Source organism: Haladaptatus salinisoli, assembly GCF_020614375.1.
GTDB lineage: Archaea > Halobacteriota > Halobacteria > Halobacteriales > Haladaptataceae > Haladaptatus > Haladaptatus salinisoli.
This window is the reverse complement of the sequence record NZ_CP085330.1, coordinates 246,152-266,537: the sequence shown is the minus strand read 5'-3', so window position 1 is coordinate 266,537 and position 20,386 is coordinate 246,152. Positions and strand designations below refer to the sequence as shown.

General features: G+C 53.8%; 22 protein-coding genes and 1 pseudogene. 11 read left to right on the top strand and 12 right to left on the bottom strand.

The window, feature by feature from the left end; genetic code table 11:
* Positions 1-20: 20 nt before the first annotated feature.
* Positions 21-782, top strand: coding sequence for a ZIP family metal transporter (locus LIX00_RS21865; RefSeq protein ID WP_227357152.1), 762 nt, complete (start codon positions 21-23; stop codon positions 780-782).
* 312 nt (positions 783-1,094) lie between these two features.
* Here the strand turns inward: LIX00_RS21865 and LIX00_RS26185 are convergent, their stop codons facing one another.
* The 7 genes from LIX00_RS26185 to LIX00_RS21830 form a co-directional block, all read right to left on the bottom strand.
* Positions 1,095-1,277 carry a methyltransferase domain-containing protein gene (locus LIX00_RS26185; RefSeq protein ID WP_227357170.1) on the bottom strand — a complete coding sequence of 61 codons (183 nt, stop codon included), beginning with the start codon at positions 1,275-1,277 and terminating at the stop codon, positions 1,095-1,097.
* Between the two features lie 705 nt (positions 1,278-1,982).
* A complete protein-coding gene (locus LIX00_RS21855; protein WP_227357151.1) occupies positions 1,983-3,032 on the bottom strand; it encodes a Gfo/Idh/MocA family protein in 1,050 nt (349 codons plus the stop codon).
* Positions 3,033-3,232: 200 nt separating this feature from the next.
* Positions 3,233-4,288 carry a threonine synthase gene (gene thrC / locus LIX00_RS21850; RefSeq protein ID WP_227357150.1) on the bottom strand — a complete coding sequence of 352 codons (1,056 nt, stop codon included), beginning with the start codon at positions 4,286-4,288 and terminating at the stop codon, positions 3,233-3,235.
* 116 nt (positions 4,289-4,404) lie between these two features.
* Positions 4,405-5,511 carry an ABC transporter ATP-binding protein gene (locus tag LIX00_RS21845; protein ID WP_227357149.1) on the bottom strand — a complete coding sequence of 369 codons (1,107 nt, stop codon included), beginning with the start codon at positions 5,509-5,511 and terminating at the stop codon, positions 4,405-4,407.
* A gap of 2 nt (positions 5,512-5,513) precedes the next feature.
* Entirely contained in the window at positions 5,514-6,356 is an 843-nt protein-coding gene (locus LIX00_RS21840; RefSeq protein WP_227357148.1) for a carbohydrate ABC transporter permease, read from the bottom strand.
* Positions 6,353-7,264, bottom strand: coding sequence for a carbohydrate ABC transporter permease (locus LIX00_RS21835; protein ID WP_227357147.1), 912 nt, complete (start codon positions 7,262-7,264; stop codon positions 6,353-6,355). The genes LIX00_RS21840 and LIX00_RS21835 overlap by 4 nt, the downstream gene beginning before the upstream one ends.
* Positions 7,261-8,673, bottom strand: coding sequence for an ABC transporter substrate-binding protein (locus LIX00_RS21830; RefSeq protein ID WP_227357146.1), 1,413 nt, complete (start codon positions 8,671-8,673; stop codon positions 7,261-7,263). The genes LIX00_RS21835 and LIX00_RS21830 overlap by 4 nt, the downstream gene beginning before the upstream one ends.
* A 423-nt stretch (positions 8,674-9,096) precedes the next feature.
* On the opposite strand from LIX00_RS21830, the gene LIX00_RS21825 reads away from it, so the two are divergent.
* The 5 genes from LIX00_RS21825 to LIX00_RS21815 all read left to right on the top strand — a co-directional run bounded on the left by LIX00_RS21825 (position 9,097) and on the right by LIX00_RS21815 (position 12,563).
* Positions 9,097-10,050 (top strand): TIGR03557 family F420-dependent LLM class oxidoreductase, encoded by a 954-nt coding sequence (locus LIX00_RS21825; protein ID WP_227357145.1) that lies wholly within the window; start codon positions 9,097-9,099, stop codon positions 10,048-10,050.
* An 81-nt stretch (positions 10,051-10,131) separates the two neighbouring features.
* Positions 10,132-10,254 carry a hypothetical protein gene (locus LIX00_RS26025; protein ID WP_255679372.1) on the top strand — a complete coding sequence of 41 codons (123 nt, stop codon included), beginning with the start codon at positions 10,132-10,134 and terminating at the stop codon, positions 10,252-10,254.
* The gene (locus LIX00_RS21820) at positions 10,251-11,243 is read left to right on the top strand and encodes a Gfo/Idh/MocA family protein (RefSeq protein ID WP_227357144.1); all 993 of its coding nucleotides are present in this window, start codon (positions 10,251-10,253) and stop codon (positions 11,241-11,243) included. The genes LIX00_RS26025 and LIX00_RS21820 overlap by 4 nt, the downstream gene beginning before the upstream one ends.
* 503 nt (positions 11,244-11,746) lie before the next feature.
* The gene (locus tag LIX00_RS26550; RefSeq protein WP_497007354.1) at positions 11,747-12,067 is read left to right on the top strand and encodes an AF_0692 family protein; all 321 of its coding nucleotides are present in this window, start codon (positions 11,747-11,749) and stop codon (positions 12,065-12,067) included.
* Between the two features lie 52 nt (positions 12,068-12,119).
* On the top strand, positions 12,120-12,563 hold the full coding sequence (locus LIX00_RS21815; RefSeq protein ID WP_368410783.1) for an NUDIX domain-containing protein: 444 nt from the start codon (positions 12,120-12,122) through the stop codon (positions 12,561-12,563).
* A 96-nt stretch (positions 12,564-12,659) separates the two neighbouring features.
* Here LIX00_RS21815 and LIX00_RS21810 read toward each other — a convergent pair whose 3' ends face one another.
* Entirely contained in the window at positions 12,660-13,223 is a 564-nt protein-coding gene (locus LIX00_RS21810) for a helix-turn-helix domain-containing protein (RefSeq protein ID WP_227357143.1), read from the bottom strand.
* A 389-nt stretch (positions 13,224-13,612) separates the two neighbouring features.
* On the opposite strand from LIX00_RS21810, the gene LIX00_RS21805 reads away from it, so the two are divergent.
* The 4 genes from LIX00_RS21805 to LIX00_RS21790 all read left to right on the top strand — a co-directional run bounded on the left by LIX00_RS21805 (position 13,613) and on the right by LIX00_RS21790 (position 16,550).
* The gene (locus LIX00_RS21805; RefSeq protein WP_227357142.1) at positions 13,613-14,740 is read left to right on the top strand and encodes a hypothetical protein; all 1,128 of its coding nucleotides are present in this window, start codon (positions 13,613-13,615) and stop codon (positions 14,738-14,740) included.
* A gap of 120 nt (positions 14,741-14,860) precedes the next feature.
* A complete protein-coding gene (locus LIX00_RS21800; protein WP_227357141.1) occupies positions 14,861-15,511 on the top strand; it encodes a helix-turn-helix domain-containing protein in 651 nt (216 codons plus the stop codon).
* A 150-nt stretch (positions 15,512-15,661) separates the two neighbouring features.
* Entirely contained in the window at positions 15,662-16,036 is a 375-nt protein-coding gene (locus LIX00_RS21795) for a DoxX family protein (protein ID WP_227357140.1), read from the top strand.
* Positions 16,037-16,298: 262 nt separating this feature from the next.
* Positions 16,299-16,550: an SWIM zinc finger family protein gene (locus LIX00_RS21790; RefSeq protein WP_227357139.1), complete on the top strand. Its 252-nt coding sequence runs from the start codon at positions 16,299-16,301 to the stop codon at positions 16,548-16,550.
* Between the two features lie 204 nt (positions 16,551-16,754).
* Here LIX00_RS21790 and LIX00_RS21785 read toward each other — a convergent pair whose 3' ends face one another.
* The 4 genes and pseudogenes from LIX00_RS21785 to LIX00_RS21770 form a co-directional block, all read right to left on the bottom strand.
* Positions 16,755-17,114, bottom strand: a complete 360-nt coding sequence (locus LIX00_RS21785) for a DUF7344 domain-containing protein (protein WP_227357138.1) — start codon at positions 17,112-17,114, stop codon at positions 16,755-16,757.
* Positions 17,115-17,302: 188 nt separating this feature from the next.
* Positions 17,303-17,521 carry a hypothetical protein gene (locus LIX00_RS21780; RefSeq protein ID WP_227357137.1) on the bottom strand — a complete coding sequence of 73 codons (219 nt, stop codon included), beginning with the start codon at positions 17,519-17,521 and terminating at the stop codon, positions 17,303-17,305.
* Between the two features lie 1,014 nt (positions 17,522-18,535).
* The gene (locus tag LIX00_RS21775) at positions 18,536-19,048 is read right to left on the bottom strand and encodes a hypothetical protein (protein WP_227357136.1); all 513 of its coding nucleotides are present in this window, start codon (positions 19,046-19,048) and stop codon (positions 18,536-18,538) included.
* 182 nt (positions 19,049-19,230) lie between these two features.
* Positions 19,231-19,494: pseudogene (locus tag LIX00_RS21770) on the bottom strand (ABC transporter permease); the annotation flags it as partial.
* Between the two features lie 142 nt (positions 19,495-19,636).
* Between LIX00_RS21770 and LIX00_RS21765 the strand changes: the two are divergent.
* The gene (locus tag LIX00_RS21765; RefSeq protein WP_227357135.1) at positions 19,637-20,278 is read left to right on the top strand and encodes a dihydrofolate reductase family protein; all 642 of its coding nucleotides are present in this window, start codon (positions 19,637-19,639) and stop codon (positions 20,276-20,278) included.
* Positions 20,279-20,386: the final 108 nt, after the last annotated feature.

Here is a 20,386-nt window from a genome sequence, read left to right as displayed (position 1 = left end):
AACAGAAAACGAAGTTGGCGATGATCGCACAGGCCGCACTCTGGGGATTGCTGGCAGCATCCGGGCTCCTGATCGGCGCAGTGGTTGCTGTTGCCTTGGGGGGTCGGCTGTCCCATCGTATAATTGCTACTACCATGGGATTCGGCGGAGGCGTGCTCATCGCCGTCTTATCCGTCGATTTGATGGATTCGGCGTTCAGGGAAGGCGGCCCCATGGCGGCCACTGTCGGATTCGTGCTCGGTGCAACTGCATTTTCCGGCATCAATTGGCGGCTAGCCCTGCGTGGGGCCAAGCACCGCAACCGCTGCGGTGATTGTGTCGAGCAACCGTCGGAAGCGGAATACAAAGGGAGTGGACTGGCAATCGCGGTCGGTGCCGTCCTCGATGGTATTCCGGAGTCCCTCGTGATTGGCCTGTCGGTGCTGGCCGGTGAAACGATCGGCCTCGGTCTGGTCGCCGGCTTCTTTCTCGCGAACGTCCCGCAGGGACTTTCAAGCGCTACCGGCATGAAGAAAGCGGGTCGTTCCAGCAGATACATCTTCAGTCTCTGGACCGGGATTTTGCTGATTAGTGGAATGGCAGCGGCCGCTGGTTACCTCTTGCTTGGCTCCGCTGCCCCGGCAGTTCCCGCTACGATTCTCGCGTTCGCGGCGGGCGGCGTGTTGGCCATGCTCGCCGAGTCCATGATTCCCGAAGCGTTCGCGAACGCGCAACCGTTTATCGGACTGATTACGGTCGTCGGCTTTCTTGTGGCGTTCCTGATCATAAAAATACCTGTCTAGCCTTGAGTCGAGGACGAGTACTCGAGGAAAATAGGTGGTGGACTAATTTTGATTATTGCTTTTCAATCACTAGCGGAGTCAAATTCGAAATTTATAGGATAATATATAACTATTCGCGTCGTAGCTTTTCTCCAGTTTAACGATAGAAGATTAAGAATGGTTAAAAACGGCAAGATTGATTTCGAGATTCAAAAGCTATCATTCGTAGCACGTTTTCATCATTGGCTTGCTGCTAATATTAGCTCCAGTTATCCTCCTTGTACTTGGCCTCGGCCTCCTTCTGATCGCACAGAGCATTGTGCTTGAGGACTTTCAATGATTGAAATCGAGTGGTATTTGCTCGAGCATCTCCGCCCGTGCGCGCTGGAACCACACGTCCGGATACTTCCTATGGGCGGCTGAAAGCAGCGACCGCGCAGGATCGATCGCGTAGTGCTCGTCAGCACAGTCGGCGATCCACGGCGTAAGCTGACCGTACCCGCATCCAACCTCCAACAAGCGCGTCGGCGAACAATCCGAGAGTGCGTGGACAAGGTTCGTACTATCGATATATATTCGTGACTGAACTCGGAGCGCGTCTCTGCGTCCGTGAGGCGAGCGACGTCGGAATCTTCGTTTTGATCGACTGCCTCGCCACTCCCGTCACTTCCGCCCGGCGACGCGATAAGCGATTGTACCCACTCTAGCATCAGTTGAGCCCCCTCTTGTATCCAAGACAGTATGTGCAGTGCGTTAGAAGTTCGCTTGCAGCCGGCTCCGTAGGGTACTTTCAGCCTCTAGGTTTCGCCAATTTCGAGCAGGGTTCCCCGAAAGGCTATCTACCCGTGTGAATGAATACCACTATGGCCAAATCCACTGATCGACAGCAACTTCGATGTCTTCGGTGTGGTTTCGAAGCGCCAGCGGGTGATAGTTGGAAGAAGGTATCGCATCCGCCCGTTGGAATGCTCACACAGTGTCCCGAGTGCGGAAGCACAAATATCTATACGGGACGATAGTTCTTCACAACACGTTTCGGCATAGTGCAAATTCACAGACAGGGATGTCAAAGCCGAGAATATCTCGCAAAAGTAGCGGGAGGAGTTGATTTCTGATGAAATATCGATCAGCAACTATTTTCTTGGCGCTTTCTTCGATTCTTAACCCAACCTCAAGGCTTTTATTCGATAGTATCTGACGGAATAACGGCTGGGCTGGAACTCAATAATCGAAAATTTCCGGTTTCTTCCTTTCAGCCGACCGTTCCCACGCTTCACAGAGAGCGAGTGCCTTTGCGGTGTGATGTGGAGAGGGAGGAACCGCATCGAACTCGCCGTTCTCCCGTACTGCATCGACAAACGCCGTGAATTGTCGTTCCAATACGGGACTCTGTGTCCGTTTAAACAGCATCGGTACTCGGTTGGCGGATTCGCCCTGCCAGTGAATCCCTTCATAACCCTCCTGTCGGGTTCTGATCATTCCGTCGCTCCCGACGACTTCGAACTCCCAGTTGCCAAGTGGATCCCGACAGTCAGTTGAGTAAGTCATCGTCATCGAACCGATACTCCCGTTTTCGAACTGAACCGTCGCAACCCCCAAATCGGGATGCGAACTATACGGCGTGTTCCGGTTACTATACTCCGCATATACACGTTTTGGTTCCGATTCGATCAGCCAGAGCAGTGCGTCTGCGGTGTAAAATGCCATTGCGTAGGCGGAGCCAGCCTCCCCGGGGGCGTGTTCGGCGTTTGCCTCTATCCCCGCTTCAGGGACGCGATCGTGTCTGATCGAAGCAGTAGCACGAAGTACATTACCGATCTCACCACGCTCGACTCGTTCGGAAAGTCCTTGGACTGCATCATCGAAACGCGCCGGACTCGTCGTGACAGTCGGAAGATTCGCGTCGGATGCTACTTTGGCCAATCGTCGTGCGTCGCTCGCATGTGCGGCCGCCGGTTTCCCTGTGAGAACGGGTCGCTTCGATTGGAGTGCTCGAATCGCGTCGTCGGCACGGCGCGTAGTCCGACTCGCGACGACCACAGCATCCACCGAAGCATCGTCCAGCAGTTCAGCCACCGAATCGTAGATAGTACAGTCGTAGTCGGATGCGAATGCTGCCGCCGTCGGTCGGGAGAGGCGCGCGAGTTGGTCGTTGGTCGCCTCGCCCTGTACCACGGCAGTCACCGAGACGTCACCCTCGCGGGCCGCGCACTCGGCATAGGCGGGACCGTAAAACGATGCTAATCCGACGATTCCAATATCGGCGCTCACGAGTTGATCACTCCCACCTTGCTTGCGTTCGGGATTCGGTTAGAACCGCGTCTTTGCTCCGCTTCAATCGTCGGCACATACTGCTTTTCGGTAACAATGGGCTAAAGGGTTGCTTCCGCGTGCATGTCGTCGACTCGACATGAGCGATGATGACGGCTGCATCCGCACGTTATCCAGAATTATTGCCGAGTACACGGAGTTCAGTTGAGAAGCGCGTCCCGAACGGTGTCGATATCCGTATCGATGTCCTTGGTCGGCACTTCGTTGCTCGATGGCTCTTTCAAACCGTGCCCGGTAACGAGCGCGACGGCGGAATGGTCCTCTGCAACGGCATCACAGTGGGCAATCGCCGCGACACTCGCCGCACTCGCCGATTCCGCGTAAATTCCTTCGGACGCCAACGTCTTCTGCCACGACTTGATCGTCGCGTCATCGAGTGCGACCGCTGTTCCGCTGCTCGCAAGGATCGCCTGCCGAGTGTGTTCACCGTCTTCGGCATATCCACGGAGTGGGTCAGCGATTGCCCCGATGTTCGTCCGAATCGGACGATCCCACGACGTAACCGGTGTCTCGTCTTCGACGGCCCGAACGATTGGGTGACATCCCATTGCCTGCACGCAGAGCATCCGGGGTACCGAGCCCGTGATTCCCGCATCCCGCAGTTCGCGAAACCCGAGATACACCCCGCCTAGAAGTGGCCCAGCACCGACTGGAACTGAAACCCAATCGGGAGTCTTACCGAGTCGGTGGACAAGTTCGAACGCGACGGTCCGGTTCGCGGATGCGACGAATGCATTCGCGGAATAGACCGCCGTCGCGTTCAATACGCGCTCGTCCGCGACGCGTTGACTGAGATCGAAACAATCGCTGAACGTTCCATCGACGGTGAAAATCGTGGGGTCGTGCGCTGCGGCCTGTGCGAGTTTGGCCGAGGAGGGTCCCGCAGGCACGAGAATTGCACAGGGGATATCGGCGCGCGCGGCATACGCGGCGACACTCGTTGCAGTATTTCCGGTGCTCGCGACGACGACGGCTTCGAAGGACGTCTCCGAACTGCGGATTGCCGAGACGGCGAGTGCGCTCCCGCGATCCTTGAACGAACACGTCGGGTTCAACGACTCCAGTTTTGCGGTCACGTTCGATCCGATCCGTCGGTCGTCTTGCCCCACAGCGAGGTCCACGAGCGGCGTTTCACCCTCTCCCGCCGTTATTTCGGCGTCAAAGGAGGGAAGCGCTGCCCGGAAATCACCATCCACGGCAGCTCGCAACTCCGCACCGGTCGCCGCTTCGTACTGAATGAATCCACCACAGCGCGGACAAACGGCCGTCGCGGGCGATTGTATTTCCCGGCAGTGTGAGCAGCGAAATGGCATCAGACAATCCGCGTTCCGCTCGATTTGTCGAACAGGTGGATCCTGTCGGCTCCGATGGAGAGGGTGACCGAATCTCCCGTCCCCACCGAGTCCATCACCCGTTCGTCCGCCGATTGAACCACAATATCGTCCTCCAACCCGGCGTCAAGGTAATACCAGTTGTAATCTCCGAACGTCTCGATTATTGAAACCGAGGCGTCGAACGATGGGTCTCCGTTTCGTCCCCGTGCATCGAACCGAAGAGTATCGGGGCGGATTCCAACACGGATTTGATCCTCCACGACGTGTCCACGGTATCGATCCGACATATCCTCCGGAATCGTCAGTCTAAACGCCCCGGCATCAAGATACACGTCAGTATCGTCGACGAACTCCGCGTCGAATAGGTTCATGCTCGGCGTACCGATGAAATTGGCGACGAACTCATTGGCGGGCCGGTGATACAAGTTCAACGCCCGGTCGAACTGCTGCACCCGCCCTTCGTTCATCAGGAGTATTTCGTCGGCGATCGTCATCGCATCCTCCTGATTGTGAGTGACGTGAACGAACGTGACATCCAGTTCCTGATGGATACGAGCGAGTTCAGTTCGCATCTCGAGTCGGAGCCGCTCGTCGAGCGACGACAATGGTTCATCAAGGAGAAGTACGCCCGGTTTACGGACGAGGCTCCGTCCGAGCGCGACACGCTGTTGTTGGCCGCCGGAGAGCGTCGACGGAGACACGTCGAGTTTGTCCTCGATCTGAAGTATTCCCGCAATCTCATCGATGCGGTTCTGTCGTTCGTCCTTTCCGATATCACGCATCTTTAGCCCGAATTCCATATTCTCGCGAACCGTCTTGTGATCCCAGAGGGCAAGGTTCTGGAACACGAGACTGAGATCCCGCTTTCGTGCCGGCTTATCCGTCACGACTTCACCATCCATCAGGATGTCCCCCTCCGTGGGTCGTTCTAACCCCGCGATCATTCGGAGCGTCGTCGTCTTGCCACATCCGGAAGGGCCGAGGATCATCGTATACGATCCCTCCGAGATGGTCGCATCGATTCCATCGACGGCAGTCGTATCGCCGAACTGTTTCCGTATGTTGCGTAATTCGATTTGTGCCATGGTTACAGTGCACCCGTTCCTCGGGCGATTCCTTTTCCGAGATACTTCGCCATCAACCAGAACAACGCCAGGACCGGCAAGGTCGCCACGACACTGACGGCGCTCAGTAATCCCCAGTCGATGGCGTACGATCCGAGCAGTTGATAGATCGCAACGGGGACGGTGTGACTGGCCGTGTCCGTCATTAGCACATAGGCGAACATGTACTCTCCCCACGACAGGATGAAGGAAAACGTCCCCGCGGCGATGATACCAGGAAGTGCCTGCGGAACAGTGATGTGAACGAACGCCCCGAACTCCGTCGCCCCTTCGACGAGCGCCGCCTCTTCGAGTTCTCGAGGGATATCCTCGAAGAACGCCTGAAGGATCCAAAGGGAAAAGGGCAGTGCGAGCATCGAGTGGATGACGATGAGCGTAACCGGGTTACCGAGCAGCCCGAATGTAGACGCCAATTGGTACATCGGGACGATGAGAGCGACGTGAGGGAACATGTACGTCAAGAGGATAAGCCGAGACGCGAACACCCGTCCGGGATACGTATATCGAAGCACACTGTATGCGCCCAACAGAGAGACCGCAGTAGACAGAACTGTCGTTCCGATAGCGACGATGAGACTATTTTTCACGGCGTTGAGGAATCCGATCTGGAGAACGCGTTCGTAATACTGGGTCGTGTATTCGGCCGGGATTAAGAGAACATCCCCGTACAGTACCGCCGACGGTTCCAGTGACGATTTGAACATCCAGTAGAACGGGAAGAGGAACACGACGAGCACGATGACGAGCAACGTAAATCGTGCCAGGTCGGTCAATCGACGATACGCGGTATACTTGTTAATGTTCATCCGAGTTCACTCTCCTTGAATTCACGTTGGCGGAAGTACAGTACGACGAAAGCGACCAGGATAACGAACAGAACGACGCTAATCGCGCTCGCCAGTCCGATGTTCTGCAGGTTGAACGCCATCTCGTAGATCAACACCGGGAGCGTCGTCGTGATTCCTGCCGGGCCACCCGCGGTGAGTAACCAGATGAGGTCGAAGATGTTGAACGTGAGAAGGAATCCGATAAGGCCGAGTACGAGCATCGAACTCTTAAGGTGAGGATAGGTAACGTGATAGAACTCGGCGATCATTCCAGCACCTTCGATTTGAGCGGCTTCGTACTCCTCCCGAGGGATCGTTTGTAGCACTGCGAAGACGACCAGCGCCACGAGCGGTGCCCATCGCCACGTGTTGATCAAAATGACCGTTGGGAACGCTAACGAGGCCGTCGAAAGCGGGTTGACACTGGCAGGAATCACGTCGGCACCTAATAACCAGGTGTTTATCGGCCCGTACGTCCCGTTCAGCACCCACTGCCATGCGACTGCGGTAACCGCGGTCGGCACCACGAATGGAATGAGCATGACGGTGCGAACGGCATCGCGGCCGAAGAAACTGCGATGGAGCAACAGTGCAACCCCTATCCCGACAACGCCCTGTAATACCAGATTCGCGATTGTCCAGAGGAAGCTCTTAACCACAGTCGACCAGAACGCGTTCCCGCTGAAGATGGCTTGATAGTTCTGAATACCGACAAATTCGTTAAGCGAACTATTCATAAAACTGAGCTGGATCGCTCCGAGAAACGGATAGATCAAGGAGATAGCAACAAGGAGAACTGCCGGAAGTATGAGCAGTAACCCCAGTCGCATCCGCCCATCTCCCCGCGTGCGAAACCGGCGAACCGGAAGATATTCGCTGAAACTCACGTTTGCCCCTTTAGTTTCTTGCTCGGGCCGACCCCGAGGACGTTTTCCAGATGGTTCTGGCCCCACGAGGCGGCTTCCTCAGGGGATTTATCCCTCACCACCAGTTGCTGGACGACCTCGGCTAGCGCGTGCGAGCCCTCTAGTGTCCCAACGCTCGGGATGTAGAGGTTGTTTTTCGTGTGGATATCCCTGAATCCGTAGATGGACGCCCTCGGAAGCGCCTCGAATTGGGTTTGAACCATCCCTCTATATCGCTGTATCAGTTCGTGATCCCAGAACGACTTGGCGTTCTTTCCGGTTTCCGTAACGGGTAGGTAGAGTGTCGGTTCGGTCTCCGCGAGCCAAGCGCCGTAGTTCTCCGGGCGATGGAGCCACTCGATGAACGTGCCAATCGCATTCTTCTTTTTCTCATTGAACACCATGATATTGTTCACGTAGTGGATGGAACGAGAGGGCATCCCTTCCCTCGGTGGAGGCTGTTGGATCGCACCGAACTTGTCGGCCAACGGTGTCGCCTGAAGGCTTCGAACCCACGACGAGAAGCCGTTCGTCGAGTATCCCGTATCGCGGAGCAACGCCTGTTCCCATTCCGCCCAGTCCCAGGCGGTCGCCTCCGGAGGACTGGCCTGATTGAACATTCGCTTGTAGAAGTCCAGCGTCTCGACGGTCTCTTCGGTATCGAACATGATCTTCCCGTCCGGCCCGTAAACGTAGGCATCGTTCTCGATCATCAGTGTATAGAGGTTTTCGGTAGTCCAGAGATTCTTGTTCGCGGGAAGAACGATACCGTACTTGCTTTGATCCTGATTCGTGACGTTGCTCGCGTCTTTGAGCCATTCCTGCCAATTCCGCGGGGACCAGGATTGTCCACCGTATTTGTCCGTGCGATAGTGGGTTAGAAAGACCATGTCCCACATCGGGACGCCCCACGTTCCTCCGTCATACCTGAACGGTGTGACAGTGTTGTCGAACAAGGATCGGTCTTTATCGACCGTGTCCACGATTTCCCCTACGTCGACGAGGGCACCCTGCGATTGGAACGTCATCGTGAACGCAGGCAGCGAGAACATGAAATCGGGTTCGTTGCCCGTATTGAGTGCGCTCGTGAGCTTTCCGAAGACGGCATCCCAACTCTGTGGTTGTTGGGACACCCTGATGCCGTCGTTTTCCCTGTTGAATTTGTCGATAAACCGCTTGAAAACCTCCACTCTGTGGGGCACACTCTCCTGATGCCAGAAGGTGAGTTCGACGGCGTTTTGTCCGCTCTTCGTACCACCCTGAGAACCGCCCTGGTCGAAACCGAAGAGACATCCAGCCAATCCTGTCGTCGAGGCGGCACCTGTCGTCGCGAGGAACGTCCGACGAGAGATTCGCGGTTTTTTCCCTTGTGTCGTGTTATTGTTTGTCACGATCCCCACCCAAGAGAGGGTAGCCTAAGAACCTATTAAAGAATTTGCCCTGAATACTCCGACACAATAAATACGATACATTCGCTCTCTAAGGCATATCGTTGACAAGTTAGATCACTTCTCAAAGAGCGAGCTCGAGCGCTTCTCGACTGAATTTGTACAAGAATTTTCGACGAAATGGAAATGATTTGTAATATGGTATCAGCTGACCTTTTGAGAGATTTTGTCGCGGCCAGAGCTACATCGCGACCGTGGCTCGTACGTGTATCGACGCGACTCCGTCTGCGTACTCACCGTTAGCGTGAACTCTCCATCCCTACTCGCTCTCTCCAGTCGCCGGACTTCGAAGGGTAACTTACCTGTTCACGGGTTCTCGGAATGATGCGAGTTAACGGTTAACATCGAAGGGATCCAATCAGAGGTATGCAACTGGGGATTGACTTAGGTGGGATGTACGAGCCGCCCGGCTACTATCTCGATCAAGCGGAGAAGGTGGAGGCGGCCGGTTTTCATTCGCTCTGGTTCGGCGATCATCTACAGCCATGGTTCCACACGGACGGGCACGCACCATTCGCTTGGTCGTGGCTGGGGGCGGCACTCGAACGAACCGAATCCATCCCGATAGGGGTGTTCGTAACGCCACCGTTGTATCGCTATCACCCGCTCGTGATCGCCAACGCGACCGCAACGCTCGACGAGATGTATCCGGGACGATTCCGGCTTGGGGTGGGAACCGGTGAACGGATGAACGAACATCCGTTCGTCGACGAGTGGCCGTCTTGGAGTGAGCGGGCTGATCGCATGGAAGAAGCGATAGATATTATCCGAACCTACTGGTCGAGCGATGATTTCTTCGGCTACGACGGGGAGCACTTCGTCTTCAAACCGATCTATCCCTACGAACAGCCCGAGCAGGAGATGCCGATTTATTTTGCCGCAACGGGGCCAAGGAGTGCTCGGCTCGCCGCCGAATACGGGGATCATCTCATCACTATCGCCGGCGTTCCAGACGTCGAATCGCGAGTGGTACGGCCCTACCGCGACCATGGAGGCGACGGGGATGTCGTATTTCAGTCCGTCGGCGGATTTGGGGACAAAGAACGGCTGACTGATCGGATCATGGATTCGTTCGCTTCGACTGTTCTCCCCGAGAATTTGGACGAGAGTGATCCCCGGGAACTCCAAGCCTCGACGAAGCGGGTCTCACGTGAGGACGTGAACAACGCATTCCTCATCGCGGAATCGCCTGACGATGTGATACGGTGGATCGGCGTACAGGAATCAAGGGGTGCGGATCACGTGGTCATCACCGACGTGAGTTACGAGCAGGATGAATTCTATCGGGTCGCGGCAGATGAAATCCTTCCCTCCATTTGAATCCGTACGCGAGTTTGCTGATTTTACCTGTTCACGCGGTGTGTTACCAATGTTGATATTGTCGGGTGATGAACGACGCTCATGCAGATCGAACGCGTTGTACCTCGCACATACGAAATACCACTCGAAGAGCCGTTCGTGATCCCACTCGAACCGACTCCGGAACTCGAACGGATGGCAAAAGCGGAGGGTGGTCGCCCGTGACTCGGGTCGCCGTCATCGGAACTGGATTCATGGGTGAAAACCACGCGCGTGCAGCGAGCGAACACCCAACGCTCGAACTCGATGCGGTCGTCGATATTAATGCCTCCCGGGCGAACGCCATCGCGGAGCGATACGATGCGAATCGAGCAGAGACAGAGTACTCGGAAGTATTCGATGTCGATGCTGTGATTGTCGCGACGCCGGAAACGGTTCATGCTGAGCAAGCGAATGCGATACTCGACCACGAAATTCACCTCCTCCTAGAGAAACCGATCACCGAATCGATTGACGAAGCCATAGCGTTGGCTGAGCGGGAAACTCGAACGGATATGGTCACCGGCGTGAGTTTCGTGCTTCGGTATGATCCAGCGTACGCTGCAGTGCGCGAGGCGGTGACCACCGGTGAACTTGGCGATGTCGTCGCCGTGCGGGCCAAACGTGGCATCACAATCGAGGAATCTCGTCGAATCGGTGCGCGCGGGCATCCGCTCTATTACATGAACATCCACGACATTGACGCCATGCTTTGGAGCACACAAGGACGAGTGGTTCGTGTAACGAGCATCGCTCGACGTGGTGAACTATCCGATATCGACGTTCCTGATGCAACGCAATCGCTGTTAGAATTCGAGGACGGAGCAATCGGTGTCTTAGAGGGGTATGGGACGCTTCCGTCTGAAACGCCGGGGCGAATTGAAGCCGCGTTCGAAATCGTCGGTACGAATGGGAAGGCGAGTGTGGAGACGCCCGGTGATACACTAACAGTTCACGGTGATAGATACGACCATCCAGATAGCCGTCACTGGCCAATCGTGAACGATCGAATAGATGGAACGGTACGTCGTCAAATCGACCGGTTCGCCGAAGCGATAGACGGTAACGGTGAGATGCTAGCAACCATCAAAGACGGTGCCCGCGCTCAAGCAGTTGCCAACGCAGCGAAGGAAGCTTATGAGAGCAATACCGCGGTATCCGTCAAATATCCCTAAGCACAATGGCGATAAACTGCGCTGGCTGCTTCAGGACGACGGCACGGTACGCGTCCGCATCGTCCAGCGGCGCTGTGGTACATTCAGTGCTCCACTTTGACCGGAGTGAAATAGCGAAGGTAGCTGGTACGCTACGACAGTTCTCGACGAAGAGTGTATAAATGAAGTAGTGTAATGATCGTCTAAATTCTTTCATTCACTCAAATGTGCGTTAATTATGATCCCACTATGAGGTGTTCTTTTCCATCCGGCACACCGTGTTTCCGGTAGTAGTCCGGATATCGTCGCTCAAGCTCGACGTTCCACTGCAATGGGCAATAACGAACGCAAACCTACGTGGCCACAAATCCGAGATGCACTCAAAGTCAACGAGGATCGCCTTCTCAGTGCGTGGCTCACAGGAAGTTTTGGGAACCCGACGAAGAACGAGAAATAGGTGAGGAAGACTGCCTCGTGGACGGTTAGAAGAAAGGGTCTTCATCAAGTGAAGATCGGATGTTGAAATGTCGATATTCCGAGCCAGTTCATCAACTTCCTTCGACATCGGTGAATTCCTCCTAGGTAACCTACCAATCACATGGCTGTGGGCCTTGTTGGCGCTTGACCCTCTCTATGGCGGTGGCGCTCTATTAATTCGTGAAACAGTACGTCGATTTGAACTTGGATGGTTAAGCATGGTGCTTCTCGGTCTTACATATGCCATTATAGAAGAAGCATTCGTAACCCAGTCGTTGTTCAATCCAAATTATCTGGGATTACGATTACTCGATTATGGGTACATCGACAGTCTTGGGATCAGTATTTGGTGGACTCTTTTGTCCTAGGAATCGATAATAGGCAAATCAAAACAACGGAAATCATACTGATCAGTGCAATATGATGATTGAAGAATATGGATACGTCGTAAATGTTGATGGTGTCGTTGTTAAAGATGATGAGTATCTGTTCATCGAACGCGGTGAAAATGAAGACCACGCTGCTGGCCTATTGGCGTTTCCAGGAGGTAAAGTCGAACAGTCGCCTGGCGGCACAGAAACGATCGAGAAAACAGCTGCCCGAGAACTCTATGAGGAAGTCGGTGTCAAGGTCGGAGACATCGAGTATATCTGTAGCACAACGTTCGAGGCCGATGACGGTACTTGCTGTCTCAATATTGTCGTTCTCTGTGAATACGTAGCGGGTAATGCCTATCCTCGAGCTCCCGATGAAGTTGCTGCAGTGCATTGGCTTTCCTATGATGAAATCAAAGCTCGAACTGATGTTCCAGAGTTCATCGAACACTTCATAGATCGCACCGAAAAAGCACGCAACTCCGGCTAAGTGGAGTTTGAGTTCTGCCGGACCGTACTGGAACTACGACACTTACTTCCAACTGAAGTCCACAGAACACACTGTTGCCCCAATTGATAAGGAGGGTTACCGCACGGCCTGAGAGAGAATTCTCGCTTCGATTTTCTGCAGATGTTCGCCGACTGTTGCCTGACTTAGCCCTAATCCGTCAGCGATTTCTTGTATTGTTGCTTGTCGTGGGACTTCGTAGTACCCGTATTCGATGGCTGTGGACAGGATTTCATGCTGACGATCAGTGAGCACTGAGTTGAGGTGACCTGGGGACACATACTCGCCGGCCTGCTCGATTTCTATATCGACGAACTCAGATACTCTCTCAAGGATTCGTTGCAGTGGCTTGTAATCTCCAATAAACTTCACCCGCAAGCGGTCATCGCTCAGGAACTGTACCGGCATGGGCATAAGAACATCCGTTTCGTGTAGTATCGAGAGGAAGGATGTGAGTGGCTCTTGCATCTCACAATGTAGGTACGTGAGTCCGTTCCCTTGCTCTGGGACATCATAGTGTATTACTGTCGAGCTTGCAGCGAACGTTGCCCTCGCGTGGTCCAGATCACCCTGAAGTTGATAGAGAAGGACAACCGTCCCGTCATCCAATAAATTGAAATGGTATAGGTATTCGCGTGCCACTACATTCCTGCTCAGAGAAGCGAAAGGAGAGACGAATTTCCGGTCACCTGGGTCCGTTAAGACAGTTATGTATCTCAAGGGTAATCTCTCGAATGGATGACCATCGGAACGCGGTGTACAGCGTGTTGATAAATCATCGATCTGTTGGTAAGCCTAGCACCCATCCTCCTATCACCATCTCTTAGAAACGCGAACGCCGCTGGCAATATAAAAACTGCCGAAGAACTTCGGCACCATTCACATGCCCTTTCCAGATTTCTTTATGAGTACAAGAGGGATAACCATAATGAGAGGAACTATTCACTGTGTTTACACCAGTGTGGTTGACGATATGCAAGCCAGCTCGGCGAACAGATCGGCTTCAGTAAGAAACGATGAGGAAACGACTGATGACTGACCTATTCCACGACAAGATGGCAAACAGCGCGAGAAGGGTCTCTCACACACTAGTACGGTGGCCAGCGTGGGTTGCATATGCAGCCAGCGTTTGGTCGTTGATATACGGCGCGCTCGGAATATACTGGACGTTCGGTGGTAGTGGATTTCCATTCGGGGCTGAGAACGACCCGGGAGGAGCTACGTTATCAATTATGGCGGGTGTACAGGTTGAGACTGCTGCGCCAGTGATTACTGCAATGGGGCTGGTCGGTGCGGTGGTGGCGCTTGCGATGGCCCGGACGTGGGGGCATGGATTCTCGCGGACAGTGCTCCTCACCATCGCGTGGAGTTTCGGAGCCGTGCTATTGCTGGTGGTGCCCGATGCCCGCGGACTCCTCGCCACGGCTCTCGTACCTATCGTATTGATCGGCGCGCCCTTCGGCTGGCCGTCAGAGAACTTCTTCGACGCCATACCCTGGCCGGTGGTGAATCAATTCATCCTCATAGGAGGTGGATTCTTGTGGATTGCAGCGGCCGTCGCCTACCAGCGCCGGAGCAGGAACGCCTGCGGGAATTGCGGGCGCACTGACAGCGATACCGGATGGACGACGCCAGCCGCGGCAGCACGGTGGGGTAGATGGGCTACCGTCGTCGCAGTCATTGTGCCCCTCTTGTATGCCACAACACGGTTAGCGTGGGAACTGGGCATCCCGTTAGGTATCTCCGAGGAAATCCTTCGCACGGGCCAGGCCAGTGGGGGGCTCTGGTCAGGAGTAGCTCTTAGCACGGTAGCGCTTGGCGGCGCGATTCTCACACTCGGGCTCATCCAGCCGTGGGGCGAGACCTTTCCCCGCTGGCTCCCACGCCTAGCTGGAACGCGGGTTCCCATCTGGTTGGCGGTCGTTCCCGCCTCACTAGTTTCTGTCTTGGTGACCACTGCTGGCCTGATGTTCGTACGCAAGACGGTACTCGGTACATCCTTCTTCACTCTCACTGACGGCTGGGCAGCCATTGGTCCGGTACTGTTGTGGCCCATCTGGGGAGCCGCACTCGGGGTGGCGGCGCTCGCGTACTACTACCGCAGACGAGGCCGGTGTCGGTACTGTGGGCTGGGCAGGACGATAACGGGTGAAAACTGATCTCAGAGTTTGGTTGGACAGGGACATTTACTGAGATATCGAATCCACGGGATCAACGACAGAATCGAGGCACAGTGGCCTCACTAAAACCATTTGCTGTTGCAGGTCATTCTCTTCAACATGAGATTTGTGACAATCCTTCTCACTTCCACTGAGTCTGCATATGATCCCATCGTACAAGCGTTTGCCAACGATTCGGTAGTGAAGCGGCGAACACTAGATCACATACGGATGCTCGATGACGGAACCGGTGTGCTTCTCGTCCAATTCGACGGAAATCGCGAGCGAGCGGAGGCATTACTGGATGCTCATTCTGATGTTCTTGCGTATGATCTCTCTGAGGTGGATCGCAGTCTCTATGCGTACGTTCACCAGAAATGGAGCGAGACCGCTACAACGTTCCACTCCATCGTACAGACGCACGGACTCGTTGTCGATACTCCGATGACATTCACCGAAGACGACGACTTGCGGGTAACACTGCTGGGAGAGCAACAGACGATCCAAACGGCGCTCACAGAGATTCCTGAAACTTTCGACCTCACTGTCGAAGCCATTGGCGAGTATTCTCCATCGACCACACGGCTGTTCGAACAATTGACCGAACGCCAACAGGAGACAGTGACGGTTGCACTCAAACTAGGCTATTTTCAAGATCCACGAACAGCCACCTACAAAGATATTGGCGAAGAACTCGGCTGTGGCCCCGAAACTGTGGGCGAGCACCTCCGAAAAGCCCAAGCGACAATCTTTGCTGAACTCGTCCCGTGAGCTTTCTCACGAGAGTAGTCCTCATCCATGGAGAGAGAGTGTTGACTATTCGGTCTTCATTTCATGCAGTGAGTTGCTCCTCAGTATATAGCCGACCCCATATATGGTGGAGCATCCTGATTCCTGCCGCTGCCTTAGTCGCAAATGCCTATGAGCACAATTGAAACGGCCATTCTCGTCATACAAGGACTACTTGGACTCATCATGTTGGCCTCGGGCGGCGTGAAGTTCATTCGCACTGACTTCCATACAACGCAATTCGACCAGTTTGGGTACCCACAGTGGTTCCTCATCGTGACTGGCGGTGTTGAGGTTCTTGGTGGTCTCGGGCTACTCGCTGGGCTCGTATTCGCACCAATACTCGGTGTCCTGGGTGGTTTCTTGATCGCTACGACGATGATCGGGGCGATCCTGACGCATCTTGTTCGGGTCGACGATCCACTTTCGGCATCAATCCCAGCGGCGGTCTTCCTCGTGGCCGGACTCGTCGTCATGATTCCCGAGTTGCTCACGTTCCAACCATGAGCACGTGTGAGACCCGACTGGTCTAGTCAAACTGCGTAGTATATTAGCGCTTTTCGTACCATCTTTCACATAGTACTTGGTAGAAAGAACAGCGCCCCGGCCGTGTCGAAACGCGCCGGGTGATGGCACATCCGGTACTGGTCTTCTGAAACTAGAGCGAAAAACCGTGAGTACAAAACAATCCGTAGCCCGTGACGCTGACGAGACAATACAGAAACGCGCACAGTAGGAACAATTCTCCTACAACGTCGAAGCCCCTAGGATGGTTGAAGTGACCAACGAGAGCAACGACAAGCCCGTTGAACACCACTACGTCGTCACGCTAGACGACGTGACGGACGACGCGATGGCGTGCACCTACACGCACCACGTTCACCAGAACGCATTCTGCAAGGTCATGGCTGGCGTCAAGAACGCGACTGACGACGGGACGCTGGAGGCCTTCCCGTCGGAGGACAGCGAAGACGACGATATTGACGACACCAACGACGCTGAGACGACGAATCGTCAGTAGACTGCGACCGTGACGGCCTTAGTGGTTTCCCGTGCTTCCCGTGCGTTCGTGCAGGTCGCAATGAATTGCCAAACTAATTCTCGCTTCTGTCCTTTTTTTATCTATGTCATGGCAACTGACGGCCTTGAAGATCACCGACCAGCGAACGTCCCCAAAAGTAAGATTCTCCATTACGGGGCATGAAGAAGAGTGATAATTTGATCGTTACTGAATATCAGTCGGCGCGACGAGCTTGAGATGAGGTAGTAGCGGATCAGCAGTCTCTAGGAGCTCAATCGACTCGGCTTCTACATCGTAGTGCACGATCCCAGCAGCAACCAACTTCGGGAGATGCCTGTGGTGAAGGCCGGTGAGGATACGCTCGTATTGCTCGTACGTGGGTGCATCTTCCCAGATAGCGATCTGTTCTGCGAGATCGCCGAGTGAGATTGCCCCGACTTTTTGTGAGAGGTAATGAAGCGTATATCGTCGATGGTCATTTGCGAGGAGATCGAAAATGGTTGTCGGAGTGAGTTCACCCGTGGCAGTGCTGCTTGTCGATGCATTTGGCGTTTCAGTCTTCATAATCTTCTTAGCACATACTCAGCCTACGCCACAACACACGACTCGCCAGCTTCTCTCCGACTTCAGCGGAGTAGGTGCTGATATGAAGTACCGATGCTTAAAGATTCGCAATCTGTTAACTAACAATGGTGTAATACATCAGTTGCCATAATCTGTCCTCCCTCATTGGACACGATTTATCGTAGTGCTTATTCTTCGATAAACTCAGAATCGTATGTGGGAACATCAGTACGGACCTTGGCAATTTCGACCGTCCAATTCGGCGCATCGTTGACGGGGAGAGTAATTTCCCACGTCCCTTCGATTGCTGCTCCATCTGCGAAGGCCCCCAAGATGAGTGCTTTCAGATCATTTTCAAAGGCGACTGTTGCTGCACTCACCTCTTTGAGATTGTCAGTAGGATCCATTAGTATCACGGAGATTCAATGTCAGGGTGCTTGCAATCCCCGTTCAAGAGAGAAGCACCATAGGAATATACTCTCATCGGTATCCACTATTTCCGAGAGTACTACAATCACGCACCATATTTTGGATGAAATTCGGATCTTATCCAGTCGAACGCCAACAATGAGACTCTTGTTGTATCGTTTCATATCTCATACTCTTCTGTAGGCTGTTTGAGGCAGCGACTGTATCAGTTACGATTTTTTCTGCAAAAGCTCAGTCAGTAACGTTATTGATCGTTGATTGTTTCGAGAGCAGCTTTAACTGTCGGATGGCTATGATACCGAACCATCTCTGACCGTGCGTCGTATTCGAGAACCTTCCGATCTTCCAGATACGGCAGATAAGTATGGATCAACTCCGTTCGTAGTGACTCGACCTCCCACCCCTCGTATTCCGTTCCTTCGAGTGCATGTATATCCTCTCCGAACGTGCGACAGAGGGCACACAAACACGTTTGCGACGTTCCCCGGAAGGGTCACTTGTTGTACTCCTCCTCGTCGGCGTTGGGGAACGACTCGCGGCCCTATCCTGATTCCGGTGATGCTCGTGGCGATACTGTACGTCGGGCCTGACTGGAAGAACCTCAGCGTCCTCGTCGGAGCGATGGGGATCCTTGTCTTGGTGACTGATTTCGACGCCATCTGGCATCCCGTGGATCGCCGACTGGGTTAGGTTGCACTCACCTGGTGTGGATCGTTCAGTCCGTCAGTCTGAGCTTGTCTTAGCCTTATTTGGTCGCTCGGAGTCTCCGTGAGTATGACAGGACATAGACTGCGAGCGGGATTCGGCTACGGTGTCGTCGCGACGATTGCAATGTCCGTTCTCGTGCTCCTCAAACTGGTTTACTTGCTGACGAACCCTTCCTCAACGGCTAAGAATCTCTACCTCTCTAAGCTCACAATAAAATAATCCGGATATCACACAACAATATATGAATCAAGTGAAGACCGAAAATCGACGGTAGTTTGGGATAATTAAGGAGGTGTGCGAATGTTCGTGATTACACCACGGGGAATCCAATCGTCATCACCGGTTTGATACCGTCGCACTCGAATTGGCTCCCATTTTCCAGATTTATAATGAGAGATGAGTTCATACCGGATAGATGGATCGTCGACCGATTCAACTTCCAGCCGAAGGTGTTCAGCTGGGGTATAATCAATCGGGCTCGCTGTTCCTTCGATTGTGGTTCCATCACTAAGCGTTCCACGAACGGAGTCACCAAGGCCAAGGTCCCCGAGCGAATCTACAGCTTCATTGATCGTGGTCTGTGAGATCTCCCCTAACCGATCTATATCCTTAAAGAAGCCAGTTGATGAAACGGGGTCAATTCCTTCGGTCTCGAGTCGCCGATTTTCCTGCTTCACGCGCATTCCCAACAATCGTTGAATCTCGCGGAGTCGAAAGCCTATCGTCCGCAACTCATCACGCGTATCCGATGATGCCCCGATCGACTCTTCTTCATTCGGATTCGAATTCCCCACCATACCTGATGATGCAGCTTACAAACTATTAAATATGAGCAACGAATTGCTCTTTGAGCACCGTTGAGGATCACTTCAGTGTGATATCGCCCTTCGTAGCCTGTTCAGTGAACTACCCAAGTTATTGCACCCTCAGACAACTCACAATAATTCTTCGACTGATAGTCTCCCTAGTCGGAACCAGCAGTCATTCCCATGCCACGCGCCGCCGCGACCGTACTCTCATCGACGTTTTCGAGGCCCGTTACCGTGTTCGTGAGAATTGGCAATAGTGCGTAAGCGAACAGACCCACGAGCGAAGGGAGGAACCCAAGTCCGAGGAGTGGGAAGACGAGGGCGATAATTGCGAGCGTCGGTATTGTCTGTGCGACGTTACCGATACCTAATACCATCCGCTTAACGTGCTCATTATGCGTTGCAGCGATATCCAACGGAACGGCGACGATGACGTGAGTGCCAACCAATGGCTGTTGACTACATTATGGGATTCCGTTCCTTGAACTGTTCGAGACAGGATATTTGAAAACTGCCGATATCTCTATACTCCGTGCGATCTTCTCTTAGTCTACAAAAGAATGGGGAAGATTACAGATGGGTGACATTGGCACGGCAGAGAGCAGTCCAGACCAGACGTCCGAAACGCAGCGAAAAGTGGTTGTCTCGGAGTACGTATCATTGGATGGCGTGATGGAAGCCCCAGGGGGTGGAGAAGAATTTGAGCATGGTGGTTGGACGTTTCAATTCGACCGTGGCCCCGAAGGCGACGAGTTCAAACTCGAGGAAGTGTTGGAAAGCGATGCGCTTCTGCTAGGTCGGGTGACCTATGAGGGGTTTGCAGCGGCTTGGCCTTCCATGACCGATGACGAAGGGTTTGCTGACAAAATGAACAGTATGCCCAAGTACGTCGTTTCCACGACGCTCGAAGAACCTCTTGAATGGAACAATTCGACGCTTATCAAAGAGAACGTCGCGGATGAAGTCTCCAAGTTGAAACAAGAGCCGGGTGGTGATATCCTGGTCTACGGGAGCGCACGGCTCGTGCACACGCTAATGCAACACAATCTGGTCGACGAGTATCGGCTCATGACCTTCCCCATCATCCTGGGAAGTGGCAAGCGCCTCTTCGGAGAGACGAGCGATGTGACTACTCTACGACTTGTGGATACGAAGACGGTCGGTTCGGGAATTGCCATCAGTACATACGTTCCCCAGTCAGAGGAAAGGAAAGAATAAACGTACCTAAGACACGACAGCGAGTCGTTCAAACTCGTTCTCAGTCAGAGTGCATATCTTTCATCTCACACTGGCTGTTGAGTTCGTGATGCGAATCGTACACCGATA

Excerpts from the sequence above, each read along its gene's own strand:
- LIX00_RS21790 (WP_227357139.1), top strand. The coding sequence starts at position 16,299 with ATGGTTGAAGTGACCAACGAGAGCAACGACAAGCCCGTTGAACACCAC.
- LIX00_RS21815 (WP_368410783.1), top strand. The coding sequence starts at position 12,120 with ATGATGATTGAAGAATATGGATACGTCGTAAATGTTGATGGTGTCGTT.
- LIX00_RS21780 (WP_227357137.1), bottom strand. The coding sequence starts at position 17,521 with ATGGATCCTACTGACAATCTCAAAGAGGTGAGTGCAGCAACAGTCGCC.
- LIX00_RS26025 (WP_255679372.1), top strand. The coding sequence starts at position 10,132 with ATGCAGATCGAACGCGTTGTACCTCGCACATACGAAATACCACTCGAA.
- LIX00_RS21865 (WP_227357152.1), top strand. The coding sequence starts at position 21 with ATGATCGCACAGGCCGCACTCTGGGGATTGCTGGCAGCATCCGGGCTC.
- LIX00_RS21785 (WP_227357138.1), bottom strand. The coding sequence starts at position 17,114 with ATGAAGACTGAAACGCCAAATGCATCGACAAGCAGCACTGCCACGGGT.
- LIX00_RS21800 (WP_227357141.1), top strand. The coding sequence starts at position 14,861 with ATGAGATTTGTGACAATCCTTCTCACTTCCACTGAGTCTGCATATGAT.
- LIX00_RS21775 (WP_227357136.1), bottom strand. The coding sequence starts at position 19,048 with ATGGTGGGGAATTCGAATCCGAATGAAGAAGAGTCGATCGGGGCATCA.
- LIX00_RS21825 (WP_227357145.1), top strand. The coding sequence starts at position 9,097 with ATGCAACTGGGGATTGACTTAGGTGGGATGTACGAGCCGCCCGGCTAC.
- LIX00_RS21840 (WP_227357148.1), bottom strand. The coding sequence starts at position 6,356 with ATGAACATTAACAAGTATACCGCGTATCGTCGATTGACCGACCTGGCA.
- LIX00_RS21845 (WP_227357149.1), bottom strand. The coding sequence starts at position 5,511 with ATGGCACAAATCGAATTACGCAACATACGGAAACAGTTCGGCGATACG.
- LIX00_RS21795 (WP_227357140.1), top strand. The coding sequence starts at position 15,662 with ATGAGCACAATTGAAACGGCCATTCTCGTCATACAAGGACTACTTGGA.
- LIX00_RS21805 (WP_227357142.1), top strand. The coding sequence starts at position 13,613 with ATGACTGACCTATTCCACGACAAGATGGCAAACAGCGCGAGAAGGGTC.
- LIX00_RS26550 (WP_497007354.1), top strand. The coding sequence starts at position 11,747 with ATGTCGATATTCCGAGCCAGTTCATCAACTTCCTTCGACATCGGTGAA.
- LIX00_RS21765 (WP_227357135.1), top strand. The coding sequence starts at position 19,637 with ATGGGTGACATTGGCACGGCAGAGAGCAGTCCAGACCAGACGTCCGAA.